The 15,014-nt window shown below is 60.8% G+C and carries 15 protein-coding genes, 2 tRNA genes and 1 other RNA gene; 10 read left to right on the forward strand and 8 right to left on the reverse strand.

All coding sequences use genetic code 11. The features are described 5' to 3' along the window. Window positions 1–111 precede the first annotated feature (111 nt). The 4 genes from ACXWUF_RS07985 (at window position 112) to ACXWUF_RS08000 (ending at window position 3,342) form a co-directional block, all read left to right on the forward strand. The gene (locus ACXWUF_RS07985) at window positions 112–1,605 is read left to right on the forward strand and encodes an AAA family ATPase (RefSeq protein WP_458494143.1); all 1,494 of its coding nucleotides are present in this window, start codon (window positions 112–114) and stop codon (window positions 1,603–1,605) included. Between the two features lie 110 nt (window positions 1,606–1,715). Further along, entirely contained in the window at window positions 1,716–3,119 is a 1,404-nt protein-coding gene (gene gltX, locus ACXWUF_RS07990) for a glutamate--tRNA ligase (RefSeq protein WP_458494144.1), read from the forward strand. A 46-nt stretch (window positions 3,120–3,165) separates the two neighbouring features. Further along, window positions 3,166–3,241 (forward strand) — tRNA-Ala (locus tag ACXWUF_RS07995). A 25-nt stretch (window positions 3,242–3,266) separates the two neighbouring features. Beyond that, window positions 3,267–3,342, forward strand: a tRNA-Glu gene (locus tag ACXWUF_RS08000). A 403-nt stretch (window positions 3,343–3,745) separates the two neighbouring features. Here the strand turns inward: ACXWUF_RS08000 and ACXWUF_RS08005 are convergent. The 3 genes from ACXWUF_RS08005 to ACXWUF_RS08015 all read right to left on the reverse strand — a co-directional run bounded on the left by ACXWUF_RS08005 (window position 3,746) and on the right by ACXWUF_RS08015 (window position 5,937). Then, on the reverse strand, window positions 3,746–4,531 hold the full coding sequence (locus ACXWUF_RS08005) for a hypothetical protein (protein ID WP_458494145.1): 786 nt from the start codon (window positions 4,529–4,531) through the stop codon (window positions 3,746–3,748). Between the two features lie 276 nt (window positions 4,532–4,807). Beyond that, window positions 4,808–5,044 carry a hypothetical protein gene (locus tag ACXWUF_RS08010; protein WP_458494146.1) on the reverse strand — a complete coding sequence of 79 codons (237 nt, stop codon included), beginning with the start codon at window positions 5,042–5,044 and terminating at the stop codon, window positions 4,808–4,810. Further along, entirely contained in the window at window positions 5,041–5,937 is an 897-nt protein-coding gene (locus ACXWUF_RS08015; RefSeq protein ID WP_458494147.1) for a 5'-nucleotidase, read from the reverse strand. Before ACXWUF_RS08015 ends, ACXWUF_RS08010 begins: the two co-directional genes overlap by 4 nt. Before the next feature lie 231 nt (window positions 5,938–6,168). Here ACXWUF_RS08015 and ACXWUF_RS08020 point away from each other — a divergent pair, with 231 nt between their 5' ends. Next, on the forward strand, window positions 6,169–6,633 hold the full coding sequence (locus ACXWUF_RS08020; protein ID WP_458494148.1) for a hypothetical protein: 465 nt from the start codon (window positions 6,169–6,171) through the stop codon (window positions 6,631–6,633). A gap of 183 nt (window positions 6,634–6,816) precedes the next feature. On the opposite strand, the gene ACXWUF_RS08025 is transcribed toward ACXWUF_RS08020, so the two are convergent. The 5 genes from ACXWUF_RS08025 to ffs all read right to left on the reverse strand — a co-directional run bounded on the left by ACXWUF_RS08025 (window position 6,817) and on the right by ffs (window position 10,120). Then, the gene (locus ACXWUF_RS08025) at window positions 6,817–7,158 is read right to left on the reverse strand and encodes a histidine triad nucleotide-binding protein (protein WP_458494149.1); all 342 of its coding nucleotides are present in this window, start codon (window positions 7,156–7,158) and stop codon (window positions 6,817–6,819) included. 143 nt (window positions 7,159–7,301) lie between these two features. Continuing rightward, window positions 7,302–7,898 (reverse strand): recombination mediator RecR, encoded by a 597-nt coding sequence (recR, locus tag ACXWUF_RS08030; RefSeq protein ID WP_458494150.1) that lies wholly within the window; start codon window positions 7,896–7,898, stop codon window positions 7,302–7,304. Window positions 7,899–7,930: 32 nt separating this feature from the next. Beyond that, complete coding sequence (locus ACXWUF_RS08035) at window positions 7,931–8,254, reverse strand: YbaB/EbfC family nucleoid-associated protein (RefSeq protein WP_458494151.1); 324 nt, start codon at window positions 8,252–8,254, stop codon at window positions 7,931–7,933. A gap of 18 nt (window positions 8,255–8,272) precedes the next feature. Then, window positions 8,273–9,973, reverse strand: coding sequence for a DNA polymerase III subunit gamma/tau (gene dnaX / locus ACXWUF_RS08040; RefSeq protein WP_458494152.1), 1,701 nt, complete (start codon window positions 9,971–9,973; stop codon window positions 8,273–8,275). A gap of 50 nt (window positions 9,974–10,023) precedes the next feature. Continuing rightward, an RNA gene (ffs, locus tag ACXWUF_RS08045) (signal recognition particle sRNA small type) lies at window positions 10,024–10,120 on the reverse strand. Between the two features lie 615 nt (window positions 10,121–10,735). Between ffs and ACXWUF_RS08050 the strand changes: the two genes are divergently transcribed. The 5 genes from ACXWUF_RS08050 (at window position 10,736) to rfbB (ending at window position 14,881) form a co-directional block, all read left to right on the forward strand. Next, window positions 10,736–11,047, forward strand: a complete 312-nt coding sequence (locus tag ACXWUF_RS08050) for a hypothetical protein (protein ID WP_458494153.1) — start codon at window positions 10,736–10,738, stop codon at window positions 11,045–11,047. A 106-nt stretch (window positions 11,048–11,153) separates the two neighbouring features. After that, entirely contained in the window at window positions 11,154–12,119 is a 966-nt protein-coding gene (locus tag ACXWUF_RS08055) for a PQQ-dependent catabolism-associated beta-propeller protein (protein ID WP_458494154.1), read from the forward strand. 139 nt (window positions 12,120–12,258) lie between these two features. Further along, complete coding sequence (locus tag ACXWUF_RS08060; protein ID WP_458494155.1) at window positions 12,259–13,008, forward strand: ABC transporter ATP-binding protein; 750 nt, start codon at window positions 12,259–12,261, stop codon at window positions 13,006–13,008. After that, a complete protein-coding gene (locus ACXWUF_RS08065; protein ID WP_458494156.1) occupies window positions 13,005–13,814 on the forward strand; it encodes an ABC transporter permease in 810 nt (269 codons plus the stop codon). Before ACXWUF_RS08060 ends, ACXWUF_RS08065 begins: the two co-directional genes overlap by 4 nt. Beyond that, window positions 13,811–14,881 (forward strand): dTDP-glucose 4,6-dehydratase, encoded by a 1,071-nt coding sequence (rfbB, locus tag ACXWUF_RS08070; protein ID WP_458494157.1) that lies wholly within the window; start codon window positions 13,811–13,813, stop codon window positions 14,879–14,881. Before ACXWUF_RS08065 ends, rfbB begins: the two co-directional genes overlap by 4 nt. The last annotated feature ends 133 nt before the right edge of the window (window positions 14,882–15,014 follow it).

Raw genomic sequence — 15,014 nt, forward strand, 5'->3', positions numbered from 1 at the left:
CCCGGCGTCGGGCTGAAGCCCGACCTACAGTGGCGTGGGCCGGAATTGCGGGTTTCTGGAATCGCCATACTGAATTAGCATGTAGCACCTCAAAACCCCACGGAAACCCCGATGAACGAAACACTGACCGAACGCATCCGCAAGGGCTTATTATCCCACTATCCCCTGTTCTATGTGCTGTGCCGCGAGGAGGAGCGCCTCGAAAGCCAATTGGCCCGCCTGTCCCGCGAGTATTACGGCGACGACCGCCCCCTCGTGACCTGGACCGCCGCCAAGGGTTTCGGCAACCAAGGCACCGCCTCGCAGGGCGTGGGCGATATTCTCAAAACATTCCAAGCCATTCGCGATTCCGATAAGGACGGCTTCTATCTGCTCAAGGATTTGCCGGCGTTCTTCGACGACAACCCGGTATTGATCCGCGCCCTCCGCGACCTGTATGCCGATTTGGCGGAAAAGAACCGCTTCGTGTTCCTCTCCTACCCGACCTTAAAACTGCCCGAGGATTTGAAGAATCAGCTTTGGGTGGTGGATTTTGGAATGCCAGCGGAGAAGGAAATCTATGAGTATATGAAAAGGATATTAACGGCCAAGAATAAGGCCGGGGATGTGTCGGAGGATTGGTATTACCAGTGCGCCACGGCCATGAAGGGCATGACCTTGGAGGAAGTGCGCCATTTATTGTTGCGGCTGCTGCGCGAGAACAAATTCGATATCGAGAGCGTCCTGCCGGATATTTATGAAGAGAAAACCACCTCGCTGCTCAAGGAAGGCTGCCTGGATTTCATCGCCAAAATCGTGTCCATGGAAAAAGTGGGCGGTTTGGAAAATCTCAAGGAATGGGTATTGAGCCGCAAATCCCTATTCTCCCGGCAATCCTTCGAGGCGGGGATCCCACTCCCGGCGGGGATTCTGTTCATGGGTATCAGCGGCTGCGGTAAGAGCATGGCGGCCAAGGTGATTTCCAGCGCGTGGAATCTGCCCCTGGTGCGGCTGGATATGAACTTGGTGATGTCCGGGGCGTTTGGCTCGCCGGAATTCGCCTTCGACAGCGCCCTGAAAACCGCCGAGCATATTTCGCCCTTGGTGCTGTGGATCGACGAAATGGAGAACAGCTTCGGCTACGACAGCATGGGCGGCAGCACCGGGGGCAGCAGCAGCATCTTTTCCAGCTTCCTGACCTGGATGCAGGAAAAGCCCCCGCAGGTGTTCGTGGTGGCGACCGCCAACCGCATCGAGAAGCTTCCGGCGGAGGTCATCCGTAAGGGCCGCTTCGACCAGTTGTTCTTCCTGGATTTGCCTAACGACGAGGAGCGCCGGGCGATTTTCCGCATCCACATCAGGGCGTATGGCGCCGACCCGGAAACCTTCAACATGAACCTCCTGTCCATCGTCACCAAGGATTGGAGCGGCGCGGAGATCGAGCAGGCGGTGAAGTCGGCCCGCATCCACGCCTATCAGGACAGCCGGATGTTCACCGAGAAGGACATCACCTACAACACGGCGCGGATGGTGCCCTTGTCTCGGACCATGGAGGAGCAGATCAAGCAGTTGCGGCAGTGGTCGTTGACGCGGGCGACGCCGGCCTCGAAGAAGTTAGAGGCTTGAGGCGCGGGCCAAAAGCCACTGGTTTGGTATCATGCCGCCACCGAATTAAGCCCCCTGTTTTTGTGATACCGGCGCCTATCCATGGCGCCGTTTCTTTTCAGGAACCCTACATGACCATACGCACCCGTTTCGCCCCCAGTCCCACCGGCTACCTCCACGTCGGTGGCGCCCGCACCGCGCTGTTCTCCTGGCTATATGCCCGCAAGCACGGCGCCACGTTCATTCTGCGCATCGAAGACACCGACCTGGAGCGCTCCACCGCCGAGTCGGTGAACGCCATCCTCGAAGGCATGACCTGGCTGGGGCTGGAATACGATGAAGGCCCGTTCTATCAGACCCACCGCTTCGACCGCTATAAAGAGGTCATCCAGCAGCTTCTCGACGAGGGCCAGGCTTACCACTGCTATTGCAGCAAGGAAGAGCTGGACGCCATGCGCGAGGAGCAAATGGCCCGCAAGGAAAAGCCCCGCTACGATGGCCGCTGCCGTCATCGCGCCGAACCCCGCGAGGGCGTGCCGCCGGTGGTGCGGTTCCGCAACCCGGACGAGGGCGAGGTGGTCATCGACGATTTGGTGAAGGGCCGGATCGTGGTCAAAAACGGCGAGTTGGACGACCTCATCATCGCCCGCTCGGATGGCTCGCCCACCTACAACCTCACCGTGGTGGTGGACGACCTCGACATGAACATCACCCACGTCATCCGGGGCGACGACCATGTGAACAACACACCCCGCCAGATCAACATCCTCAAGGCGCTGGGCGCGGAACTGCCGAAATACGCCCACGTCCCCATGATCCTCGGGTCGGATGGGGCGCGGCTGTCCAAACGGCACGGCGCGGTCAGCGTCATGCAGTACCGGGACGATGGCTTCCTGCCGGAAGCGGTGCTGAATTATCTGGTGCGGCTGGGTTGGTCCCACGGCGACCAGGAGATTTTCTCCATTGATGAGATGATCGCCGCCTTCGATATTCCCGCCATCAACGTCTCGGCTTCCACCTTCAACCCCGACAAGCTGTTGTGGCTGAATCATCACTATTTGATGCACGGCGACCCGCTGCATGTGGCCCATCATCTGCGCTGGCATTTGGGGCAACTGGGCATCGACCCGACCACGGGGCCGGACCCGGTGGAAGTGGTCAAGGCCCAGCGGGAGCGCAATAAAACGCTGGTGGACATGGCGAAGGCCAGCGAGTTCTTCTACCGGGATTTCGAGGCTTATGACGAAAAGGCGGCTAAGAAGAACCTGACGCCCGAGGCGGCGGCGGGGTTGGAAGCGTTGCGGGAGAATCTCGAAGCGCTGCACCCGTGGGGGCGGGAAGCCATCCACGAAGCCGTCGCGGCCATCGCCGAAGCCTTGGGCGTGAAAATGGGCGGCGTGGCGCAGCCGTTGCGGGTGGCGATGTCGGGGACTTCGGTGTCTCCGCCCATCGACCTGACCTTGGAGTTGCTGGGTAAGGGCAAGACCCTCGCCCGCATCGACCGCGCTTTGGAATTTATCGGCAAAAAAAGCTAGACAGGTGCCGGGAACTTCTTTAAAATTCGCGGCTCATCACCGCTGTGGGGCCATAGCTCAGCTGGGAGAGCGCTACAATGGCATTGTAGAGGTCGCGAGTTCGATCCTCGCTGGCTCCACCAATCCTCCTCGGTGAAATCAAGTTAAGTCCCCATCGTCTAGAGGCCCAGGACACCGCCCTTTCACGGCGGCGACGGGGGTTCGAATCCCCCTGGGGACGCCATGAAATGAAGAAGCCCGGTCAATCCGGGCTTCTTTGTGCCTGCCGAAATGGACGGGGCTTAAGCGCCGAACGGCTCGGAATTCCTCTCCCGAAACTCCCCTAATCCCGCCCTGACCACCAGCAATTCCCCCCATTGGGCGGCATAGCCCGGTGACTTCACTCGCCAAAGCCCGCTGGTCCGTTCCTGGGCGGAGCGCAAGGTGCCCTGCCATATTGTGGTCCAGCGACTCCATCAGCCGAGTCTCGACATCTAGCCGTTCACCGCCAACGCCTCGCGGATTTCCTGGGGTCGCCGGTCAATGACCTGTAAATACGCCGCCGCTGGTGCGTCCGGCTGGCGTCGGCATTACGGAATGGTCACTTAAGCCGCCTCTATATTACCAATGGTGCTAGTTTTCGGGGCTTATAACCCGAACTCCGCGATGGACAGGGGCACGAAGTCATCCTCGTCCGCCGTCAGGCCAAACCAGCCAACCAGCAGGTTGAAGGCGGCGGCCATCAGCCCGAGATGGGCTTGAAAGTATTCCGCGAGGCGGTGCCGCATCTTCTTGGTGTGGCAGACCACGGTCAGCATCGACAGTACGGTCTCGATCAGCATCCGCTCGTTCCGTTCCCTAGGCCGACAAACTTTCAGGTGGGCCGGGTCGCCCTCGACCGAGTGGAAGCCCGTGTCGGAAAGCGGCACGGTGCGATCGCCGAACACGTCAATCAACGGGTGGAACCAGGTGTCGTGGGCGTTGGCGGGTGCCCAGACCCAGCCCGTGATCCCGCCGAGGTGGTTGACCATCACGCACCATTTCGCCCCCGCGATCCAGCGGTGGTTGGAGATTCCCGCCGCGCCGAACTGTTGCGCGCTGCGCCCCCGGCGAATCGGATGGACCAACTCGATGCCGTAGCCGTCCACGATCCCCAGGAGGGAGGGGCGGGCCAGGAAACGGAGGGTCCACTCCCAATGGGCCTTCAGGCGGCGGAAGAGGCGGGTCCGATCGGGAAGCCGTGGAAACAAGGCCCGATGGTTCCGGCCGATCCAGCGGTGGAAGGCCCGCTCGCCCACCCCCTTGATCGCGAACAACAGCCCGAGCGTGACGACCTCGCTGGGCCAGAGCGCCGCTTGGGAATGCTGTGGAACCTCCTTCATCCGGTCGTCCACCCGGCAGAACAGGTCGATGATAAAGTCTTCGTCGGTCATGGCTGGTACCTCGATGGCTAGCGTGTTTTTGGTCGAACACCGGCCACTGTGGTCCCAGCCCATGGCCCCGCCAAGATGAACTAGGTTCTGTTGACGTAAGACTCTGTTGGCATAGAGGAAATGGCGTTTTGAAACAGATGGTTAGCCGCGGCCCATAAAAAACGTAAGTCAGGGTAGGGCGGATAAGCGGAGCGCATCCGCCGCCTTGGTTGGGTGGATGCGCTTCGCTTATCCCACCCTACGTCACTGATCTGGCTTCGCTTACGTCAACAGAACCTAGCACCATTGGTTGTTATTGCTAAGTTTAACAACCGCACCATCAAGGGAGAAAGCATTCACAATTCTTGGCCCATCATCAGCAAATACGGGCTGATAAATTGTTTTAGATCTATCTCGCTTACCGAGAAGGTTTTCGGCAATTGAAATTAAATTATTTTGGATGGCCCAAAGATTTGCTGGATCACTTTCCGGCACTGAATTTGGTAATTGCATCGTTTCAAATTCCTCTTTCACCCCCCACAATTCGCAATCCCATGCGGCACATGCCCCGTCGCCACATGCAGCCGCGCCGAATCGCAATGCTTCTTCTGGTCATCAAAGAAAATATCCGCCCCGAACGCCCGCAAAAACGGCCCCTTCTCCATGCCGCCCAGAAACAACGCCTCGTCGATGCGAATATTCCAGGCCCGCAACGTCCGCACCACCCGCTCATGGGCCGGCGCTCCCCGCGCCGTCACCAAGGCCGTGCGGATTGGTGATTGGTCTGCCGTGAACAAGGTCTGGATGTGATGCAGCGTCGCCAGGAACGCCTTGAACGGCCCGCCCGATAACGGCGTCCGCGCCTCGGAAATCTCGTTCTCGTTGAACGCCGCCAAGCCCCCAGCCCGGTAAATCCGCTCCGACTCGTCCGAAAACAGCACGGCATCGCCATCGAAGGCGATGCGCAGTTGCTCCGACTCGTTGGCGACCTTGCCGGACTCGATGATGGTGGCGGCGGCGTGCCCGGCCTCCAAGGCCAGCGCCACGTCCTCCGCGTTGGACGACAGGAACAAATCCGCGCTGAACGGCGTGATATAAGCAAACGGCGGCTGCCCACTGGTGAAGGCGGCGCGGGAAATATCCAGCCCGTGATGGCGGATCGAATTGAACACCCGTAGCCCTGTATCGGCGCTGTTGCGGGATAACAGGATCACCTCGACCTTCGTCTCCGGCAGCACAGCGTTGATCGCCAGCAGCTTCTTGACCAGCGGGAACGCCACGCCCGGCCCGAGGATTTGATCCTCATGCTCGACCTGATAGCGGCAGAACGCCTCCTTGCCTTCCTCTTCGAATACCCGGTGTGACTCGTCCAAATCGAACAACGCCCGGGAGGAAATGGCGACGACCAGTTTCTTGGCTTGATTCATAAGGGTGGCAACCAATGACTGTGACAGGGCTTATCATACCCGCCCAGGTCGCCGGATTGGACTCCGGCAGCGGGTGGCGAACTTCCACGACGCGGCGTGGTCCCATGAACGCGGAGCGATATGGACTCGCCCTGGTGTACATTTCGGGTCCACTGCCGCAAAATTCGCCCTCTTCAAAAGGATACGGCTCCTTGCCAACCTCAAAATAGAAAATCGACAAAGGCACCTCACATGAAAGACCTTTTTAATAAAGTGACCCGCAGCAAGTATTCGCTGATTTTGTTGGTCCTATTTATCGGCCTACTGTATTTCGTACAGGAAAAAGCCATCGTTCCCTTGGTTATGCAGGTGGTGAAATCCGACCTGTTCTTCGAGCCGGAAGTGGAAGAGGAGGAATTGGGCAAGATCGAGAACAAGACGCCCCGCATCGGCTTCGCGCTGGCGCAGTGCAAGGACTCCGTGAAGGCGGACAACAAACTCGACGGTGCCGAGTTCCTTGACGACAAGTACGAAGCTTGGGCCTTGGGCAACCGCCATTACCTGATCCGCTCCACCGTCCGCTTCATCGACCCGGAGAAGGGCCAGATTCAAAAGCTCTTCGCGTGCAAAATCCGCATGACCGGCAACGAGGAAACCAACCCGGAAAGCTGGTCGATTTTGGGCGTGGACTTTAACCCGGCGGTCGAGGGCGGTTGATTCCTTCAGTCAAAAATTCTTCGCCCATAAAAAAGGGTTTCCGGCACACGCCGGAAACCCTTTTTTCATTAGCGACCACAAGGATTGTAGGTCGGGCTTTAGCCCGATTCCCCCGTCTGCTTGCCTCGGCGTCGTGCTAAAGCCCGACCTACGCCAATACCGGACAAGCGAGCCAAAAACACCTTAACCCGGTGGCCAGGACAGGCGACGGCCTCCCAGCACATGCAGGTGCAGGTGATAAACCTCCTGCCCCGCGTCGCCCCGGCAATTGATGACCGTGCGATAACCGCTGGCCAGCCCCTCCAACTCCGCCACTTTCTTCGCCGCCACGAGCAACTCCGCCGCCAGCGCCGGATCGTCCGCCGGGAAATCATCCAGCGTCGGCACATGCCGCTTGGGGATGACCAGCACATGGGTTGGCGCCTGCGGGCGGATGTCCCGGAACGCCAGCACATGCTCGTTCTCGAAAACCACGTCCGGCTTGATGTCGCCGGCCACCATTTTGCAGAACAGACAGTCGGTCATGGGGGGTTCCTCGTCGGGGTGAAAATCTGAGATTTGCTGGTTCCACGGCCATCACGCTCAGCCGCCTTGGAGACCGAACTTTAGTTTGGCCCCTTCTTCAATGGCTTACGCCTTTGTCCAAACTAAAGTTCGGACTCCAGGACTTAAAACTCCCGCCGCCCATTGAACGCATGGGCGAGGGTATTCCCGTCCACATACTCCAACTCACCGCCGAACGGCATTCCGTAAGCCAACCGACTGGTGCGGATGCCGAACTGCCGGGCCATTTCGTGGACGTAATGGGCCGTGGCCTCGCCCTCCACCGTGGTGTTGGTGGCAAGAATGACCTCGCGGACTTCGCCCGACTCAAAGCGTTGCGCCAAAAGGTCCAGCCGCAATTCGTCCGGGCCGATGCCATCCAGCGGCGAGAGCCGACCATTCAGCACGAAAAACACGCCCTTGAACCCGGTGGCTTGGTCAATGGCGTACACCTCGGCGGGCGTCTCCACCACGCACAGCAGCGCCCGGTCCCGCTTGGGATTGGCGCACACCGGGCAGATTGAACCTTCGGTCAGGGTGCGACACTCGGCGCAATGGCCGATGCGCTCCAGCGCGGCCAGCAATGATTCAGCCAGATAGCGCGCGCCGTCCCGATCCCGCTGCAACAAATGAAAAGCCATGCGCTGGGCCGACTTCGGCCCAACGCTGGGCAGGCAGCGCAGGGCACGCATCAACTGAGCGAGGATGCCGGTCTGCTGCATGGCTCTTGGAGTGCGGGAGACTACGTGGGGAGTTAAAACGGCAGCTTGAAGCCCGCCGGTAAGTCGATACCGCCCGCAAGTCCCGCCATTTTCTCCTGCTTGAGCGCGGCGACTTTGTTCACCGCGTCGTTGACGGCGGCGGCGATCAAGTCTTCCAGCATGTCGCGGTCCTCCTTGACCAAGCTCTCGTCGATGCTGACCTTCTGCACAATGCGCTTGCCGCTCATGACGATCTTGACCAAGCCGCCGCCCGATTCGCCCTGAACCTGTAATTCGGCCAGTTCGTCCTGGGTTTTTTTCAGGCTATCCTGCATCTTCTGAGCTTGCTGCATCAGATTGGCTAAAGGATTCTTCATGGGATTTCTCCGGTGGATTCAATCCAAGGGTTTGATGGAACCGGGCACGACCCGCGCATCGAAATTATTTTTCAACGCAAGAACCGTCTCGTCCTGTTCAATTTCGATTTCCGCCGCCCGCTGACGTTCATCCTTTTCCCGTTGTATCCGGGTGGCGGGCGTTTCCTGACCCGGCGCTTCCAACCTGATGGTGAGCTTCAAGGGCCGCCGGAAGTGCGTCTGTAGCGCCCTCTCCAAGGTTTCCTCAACCTTGGCGCTGCGAATCTGGGCGAATTTCGGGTCCAGGGCCAGCAAGCAGGACGTTTCGTCCAGGCTTTGCAGCACGCAATTGTTCGCCAGTTGGCGGGTCATGGCGGCTAGGCCCATGGCCTGGATGAGCGAATGCCAGTCGGCATGGCTCGGGATCGGGGGCGGCGGCGCGTCGGCGGTCTGGGCGGGGGCCACCGGGACGGCGGGCCGGGCATGGGCGAGAGATTCGGGCGGACGAATGGGCACGACGGTCGCCGACGGTCCCGCGCCGCCATCCGTCACCGGACGGGCGGGCTTGGACGGTTCCGGGCGATGGGGCGCCGGTCCCGGAGCGCGGCCCGCCGCATGAACCGGCGCGGCGGGCATCGTCTGGACGCCCTCCCCCGCTGCCACCGGACGAAACGCCAGCATTCGCAACAGCACCATCTCGAAGCCGCAACGCGGATCGGGCGCTAGCGGCAAATCGCGCTGGCCGATGAGGCCGATTTGGTAGAACAACTGCAAGTCCTCGGCGCTGAGCTTTTTGGCAAGCGCCAAAATGCGGTCGGCGTCCTCGTCGCGCTTGACCGCATCGGGCACCCACTGCGCCAGCGTGGCGTGGTGCAGGATGATGAGCATCTGTTGCAGCACATCGCCGAAGTTGGGCGCGTGTTCGGCCATGGCTTCAATCAGCGCCAACAGCGCCGCCGCGTCGTGGGCGGCGATGGCGTCCAGCAATTCGAACACCGGGCGCCGCGCCACGGTGCCCAGCATGGCGCTCACCGTGGCCTCGCTCAGTGCGCCGCCGCCGTGGACGATGGCTTGATCCAGAAGGCTCAGCCCGTCGCGCATGGAGCCATCGGCGGCGCGTGCCAGGGATTTCACCGCGTTGGACTCGAACTCGATGGATTCCCGGCCCAGAATCGTTTCCATTTGGGCACGAATCTGCTCGGGGGTCAGCCGCTTCAAATTGAATTGCAGGCAGCGCGACAGCACCGTGACCGGGATTTTCTGCGGGTCGGTGGTCGCCAGCAGGAACTTGATGTGGGGCGGGGGTTCTTCGAGGGTCTTGAGCAGGGCGTTGAAGCTATGCCCCGACAGCATATGAACCTCGTCGATGAGGTAGACCTTGTAGCGGCCCTGGGTGGGCGCGTACAGCACGTTATCGAGCAAGTCGCGGGTGTCCTCCACCTTGGTGCGGGAGGCCGCGTCCACTTCAATCAAATCGACGAAGCGGCCCTCGTCCACTTCCCGGCACACCAAACATTGGCCGCAAGGGTCGAAGCCCTGGCGCGATTCACAGTTGATGGCCTTGGCGAGAATGCGGGCGATGGTGGTCTTGCCCACGCCACGGGTGCCGGTGAAGAGATAGGCGTGGTGTAGCCGTTGGAATTCCAGCGCATGGGTCAATGCCCGGACCACATGATCCTGACCAACGATTTCGCTGAAATTACGGGGACGCCACTTGCGGGCTAAAGCCTGATACGCCATGGCGGCTAAATCCCGATGATCGGCTGAGAATAAAGGAGGAGGGTGGCAAGCCGTGCCAGCCACACCCCGGCACACGCATCGTCTGCTACCGTTGCTCCCTTCCGGGCCTGGCGGGGTTGACAGACTATCATTGCGAGGGGACCGACACGGCTCGCCATTGAACTCTGGCTTGGCTCCGCGTCATTGACCGGAGCCGTAAAAGGACGCGCATTATGCTTGAAGCTTGGTGTGGATTCAAGCTATGAATTCATCCCTTGCGGAATATCAGGGACGGATTGTGGGATGGATGGAACCACATCTAGGCAAGCGAACGATTCCTGAATAGCCGTGCTGCGCCGCCTCATCCCTCGCCAGGACAAGCCACCCATTCTGGAAAACCATCGTCCATCGGCGGCGGGAAGCGCGGGCGGCGATCTTCCGAAACAGTGTGAGGAATACAGCCGGGTTTTACGGCTCCAGGATTAGCGGCAGACCGGGCGGAGGCATGGCTGTCTTCGCGAATGGGCGTCCGGGTGGATTCAATTGAAGTGGCCGTCATGATTCAGAACTCCATTGCAAGGTTGAACAAGCGGGTCATCGCGAGGCCACCATCCCAGCGACCTCGAAACTACGGAGCCACTATGCCGCGAGCTTCCTGAATGAATTATGAACCGATGGCCCGGTCTTTCGAGCGCGGAGCCTCCGGGCGGCGCGGTTCAGCCTCCGTTAAGCCACCCAGCCCGATACTGATTCCAACGTCAACAACAACTAATTCTCGACACCATGAACACGTTAACCAAGCCATTGATTTCCCTGGCCCTGCTGGTCTCCCTGGCCGGTTGCGCTGGCCCCGGCTATTACAATCATCGCGGCACCATGGCCGGCGCGGCTGTGGGTGCGGCAGGTGGGGCTTTGCTCGGCTACGCGGCGGATGGCGGCTATGGCAACGGCGCGCTGGTGGGCGGGGCTTTGGGCGCCGTCGCGGGCGGCGCGGCGGGGTATGCCTACGACCAGAATCAGCGCGAGCGCCGCTACGACGACGGCTACGGTCGTTCCGGCTACGCGCCGCCCCGCCGCCATCGCGACCGTTACTAATCATTCACTGAGCGAAGCCGAAGGGAATCCCAAAGGTTCCGTCCCGTGGGCGAGTCCCGGATAATAGGCGTCTTTAACGCCGATCCGATGGATGGACCGCCCCACAATGAAAAACCTTCTCCCACCCGCTGTGGCCCTGGCCTTGTTGGCCTCGGCCACCGGCCACGCCGACACCATTTTCGTCACCCTGGAAAAGGACAACGCCCTGGCCGTGGTCGCAGGGCCAGAGGGCAAGCTCGTCAAGACGGTCAAGATCGGCAAGCGCCCCCGTGGCATCGTGCTGAGCAAGGATCAGAAACATCTGTACGTCGCCGCCAGCGATAACGACACCATCCAGGTCATCGACACGGCCACCCTCAAGGTCATCGGCAAGCTGCCCTCCGGCGAAGACCCGGAAACCTTCGCCATGGACCCGGACGGCAAGAACCTGTATGTCTCCAACGAGGACGACAACCAAGTCACGGTCCTCGACATCGCCGCCAAGAAAGCGGTGAAGGCCATTCCGGTGGGCGTGGAGCCGGAAGGCATCGCCACCAGCCCGGATGGCCGTTGGGTGGTCAGCACCAGCGAGACCACCAACATGGCCCACTGGATCGACCGCGCCACGCTGCAAATCGTGGACAACACCCTGGTCGATCCCCGCCCCCGCGCCTGCCAATTCACCGCCGACAGCCAGCAGCTTTGGGTCAGTTCGGAAATCGCCGGCACGGTGACGGTCATCGACGTGGCGTCCAAGCAGCCGGTCAAGAAAATCCCCTTCAAGATTCCCGGCGTCACCCAGGAGAAAATCCAGCCGGTGGGCATCAAGATCGACAAGGACCGCCGGTATGCCTACGTGGCCCTGGGGCCATCCAACCGGGTGGCGGTGATCGACGCGCAGAAATTGGAGGTCTTGGATTACCTGCTGGTGGGGCAGCGGGTGTGGAACCTGGAATTCTCGCCGGACGGGAAGCGGCTCTACACCACCAACGGCGTGAGCAACGATATTTCCATCATCGACCTGGAGAAACGGAAGGTGCTGAAATCGGTGGCGGTGGGGCAGTATCCTTGGGGGGTGGCAGTAAAACCATGAAAAATGAATTCTTCCGCTCGTTCCCACGCGCCGCGTGGGACTGCGGCCTTCCCGCGCTGCGGGGTGTGACGGGGCGCGGCGCGCCCCAAATGCATTCCCACGCAGCGCGTGGGAACGAGCAAATAGGGGCAGTCTGCTTATGAATCTCGACCACTCCTCGCCCGCTCTGGCCGTGGAAGGACTTTCTTACGCCTACGGCAAGAAAAAAGCCCTCGACAACGTCGCCTTCACCGTCGCCACCGGCCAATGCGGCATCCTCCTGGGGCCGAACGGCGCGGGCAAGACCACGCTGTTCTCCCTCATCACCCGGCTTTACGACAGCCGCGACGGCAGCATCCGCATCGCCGGGCACGACGTGCGGAAGGAGTCCTGCCAAGCCCTGGCCGCGCTCGGAGTCGTGTTCCAGCAACCGACCCTGGACATGGACCTGACCGTCCTGCAAAACCTCCGCTACCACGCCGCGCTCCACGGCCTGAGCAGACGCCAAGCCGACACCCGCATCCGCGAGGAACTGGAACGGCAGGGCATGGACGAGCGGCGGCTGGAGAAAGTCCGCGAACTCAACGGCGGTCATCGGCGCCGGGTGGAAATCGCCCGCGCCCTGCTCCACAAGCCGCGCCTGTTGTTGCTGGACGAACCCACGGTGGGCCTGGATGTGCCGAGCCGCCGTGCCATCGTCGATTACGTGCATGAGCTCGCTCGGGCGGGCGACATCGCCGTGTTGTGGGCCACCCATTTGATCGACGAAATCCACGACAGCGACCGGCTGATCGTGCTGCACACGGGCCGCGTCCGGGCCACCGGCAGCGTTGTCGAAGTGCTGGCGATGACCCGGACGGAATCCATCGGCGACGCCTTCAACGCGCTGACCCGGCGGGAGGCGGCATGAAGCTGATGCATTACCTCCGCGCTATGCGGGGCGTCATGGGACGCGAACTGTTCCGCTTCGTGCATCAACGCGAGCGGTTCATTTCGGCCCTGGTCCGGCCCTTGATGTGGCTGTTCATCTTCGCCGCCGGGTTCCGGTCCACGTTAGGGCTAGCCATCATCCCGCCCTACGAGACCTACATCCTCTACGAGGTCTATATCACGCCCGGCCTGTTGGGCATGGTGCAGTTGTTCAACGGGATGCAAAGCTCCCTCTCCATGGTGTACGACCGGGAAATGGGCAGCATGAAAACCCTCTTGGTCAGCCCCCTGCCCCGCTGGTATCTCCTGAGCTGCAAGCTGCTGGCGGGCGTGCTGGTGTCGGTGCTGCAAGCCTATGTGTTCTTAGGGATTGCCTATGCTTACGGCATCGAAGCGCCGCCTTTTGGGTATCTGGCCGTGCTGCCCGCCCTGCTGCTGTCCGGCCTGATGCTGGGCGCCCTTGGATTGTTGCTGTCGTCCTTCATCAAGCAACTGGAAAACTTCGCGGGGGTGATGAATTTCGTGATTTTCCCCATGTTCTTCCTCTCCACGGCGCTCTACCCGCTGTGGAAAATCCAGGAATCCAGTGAATTGCTGCACACCCTAAGCCAGTACAATCCATTTACTCATGCCGTGGAATTGATACGTTTCGCCCTGTATGAGCAGTTCAATCCGTATTCTTGCGCCTACACAGCGGTGGCTCTGCTGCTTTTCCTGACTTTCGCCATCATCGGCTACAATCCATCCCGAGGCATGATGCAACGTAAAGGCGGACCCAACCCATGACCCCCACAAAAACCATCCTGGTCACCGGCGGCGCCGGTTTCATCGGCGGCAATTTCGTACTCCGGCAGGTGCGGCGGGGCGATACCCTGGTCGTCAACCTCGACGCCCTCACCTACGCGGGCAACCTCGACACCCTAAGCAGCATCGAAAACGATCCCAACCACGCCTTCGTGCTGGGTTCCATCGGCGACCGCGCCCTGGTGGATTACCTGCTGGACCGCTATCAGCCGGACGCCATCGTCAATTTCGCGGCGGAGAGCCATGTGGACCGCTCCATCGACTCGCCGGAAGCCTTCATCCAAACCAATCTGCTGGGCACCTTCCAATTGCTGGAAGCCACCCGGAAATACTGGCGCAAACTGTCCGGCGAGGCGCATGAAAACTTCCGCTTCCTGCACGTCTCCACCGACGAGGTGTACGGGAGCCTGGGCGCGGAGGGCAAGTTCACGGAGGAGAATCCCTACAAGCCCAACTCGCCCTATTCGGCGTCGAAGGCCGGTTCCGATCACTTGGTACGGGCCTACTTCCACACCTATGGAATGCCGACCCTGACCACCAATTGCTCGAACAATTACGGGCCATACCAGTTCCCCGAGAAGCTCATCCCGCTGATGATCCAGAATGGCCTGCAAGGCAAGCCGCTGCCGGTCTACGGCACCGGCACCAACGTGCGGGATTGGCTGTACGTGGAGGACCACTGCCGGGCCATCGAGCGGGTGCTGGAGGCCGGCGCGCCGGGCGAGGTCTACAACATCGGCGGCAACAACGAGAAGACCAATCTGGATGTCGTCCACACCCTGTGCGATTTGCTCGACGAAATGCGGCCCGACTCCCCCCACCGGCCCCACAAGAACTTGATTAAGTTCGTGGCCGACCGCCCCGGCCACGATCAGCGCTACGCCATCGACGCCACCAAGATGCGCAGCGAGCTGGGCTGGGAGCCGGAGGAAACCTTCGAGACCGGCCTCAAGAAAACCGTGCGCTGGTATCTGGACAACCACGAGTGGTGCCAGCGGGTCATGGACGGCAGCTACCGGGGCGAGCGATTGGGGCTGGAAGACAAATAAGGATTCTGTAGGTCGGACTTCAGTCCGACCTGTCGGGCTAAAGCCCGACCTACAGAGCAAGAAGCTATCCGAAACGCGTAGGAGACCAAAGCTTGCTTTGGAGAAGCTCATCCCAAAGCAAGCTTTGGACTCC

Source organism: Methylomagnum sp., assembly GCF_054333355.1.

Bases quoted from the DNA above. Each gene is read 5' to 3' on its own strand.
- rfbB (WP_458494157.1), top strand. From the start codon at position 13,811: ATGACCCCCACAAAAACCATCCTGGTCACCGGCGGCGCCGGTTTCATC.
- ACXWUF_RS08055 (WP_458494154.1), top strand. From the start codon at position 11,154: ATGAAAAACCTTCTCCCACCCGCTGTGGCCCTGGCCTTGTTGGCCTCG.
- recR (WP_458494150.1), bottom strand. From the start codon at position 7,898: ATGCAGCAGACCGGCATCCTCGCTCAGTTGATGCGTGCCCTGCGCTGC.
- ACXWUF_RS08020 (WP_458494148.1), top strand. From the start codon at position 6,169: ATGAAAGACCTTTTTAATAAAGTGACCCGCAGCAAGTATTCGCTGATT.
- ACXWUF_RS08015 (WP_458494147.1), bottom strand. From the start codon at position 5,937: ATGAATCAAGCCAAGAAACTGGTCGTCGCCATTTCCTCCCGGGCGTTG.
- ACXWUF_RS08005 (WP_458494145.1), bottom strand. From the start codon at position 4,531: ATGACCGACGAAGACTTTATCATCGACCTGTTCTGCCGGGTGGACGAC.
- ACXWUF_RS08060 (WP_458494155.1), top strand. From the start codon at position 12,259: ATGAATCTCGACCACTCCTCGCCCGCTCTGGCCGTGGAAGGACTTTCT.
- gltX (WP_458494144.1), top strand. From the start codon at position 1,716: ATGACCATACGCACCCGTTTCGCCCCCAGTCCCACCGGCTACCTCCAC.
- ACXWUF_RS08065 (WP_458494156.1), top strand. From the start codon at position 13,005: ATGAAGCTGATGCATTACCTCCGCGCTATGCGGGGCGTCATGGGACGC.
- ACXWUF_RS07985 (WP_458494143.1), top strand. From the start codon at position 112: ATGAACGAAACACTGACCGAACGCATCCGCAAGGGCTTATTATCCCAC.
- ACXWUF_RS08025 (WP_458494149.1), bottom strand. From the start codon at position 7,158: ATGACCGACTGTCTGTTCTGCAAAATGGTGGCCGGCGACATCAAGCCG.
- ACXWUF_RS08035 (WP_458494151.1), bottom strand. From the start codon at position 8,254: ATGAAGAATCCTTTAGCCAATCTGATGCAGCAAGCTCAGAAGATGCAG.
- ACXWUF_RS08050 (WP_458494153.1), top strand. From the start codon at position 10,736: ATGAACACGTTAACCAAGCCATTGATTTCCCTGGCCCTGCTGGTCTCC.
- dnaX (WP_458494152.1), bottom strand. From the start codon at position 9,973: ATGGCGTATCAGGCTTTAGCCCGCAAGTGGCGTCCCCGTAATTTCAGC.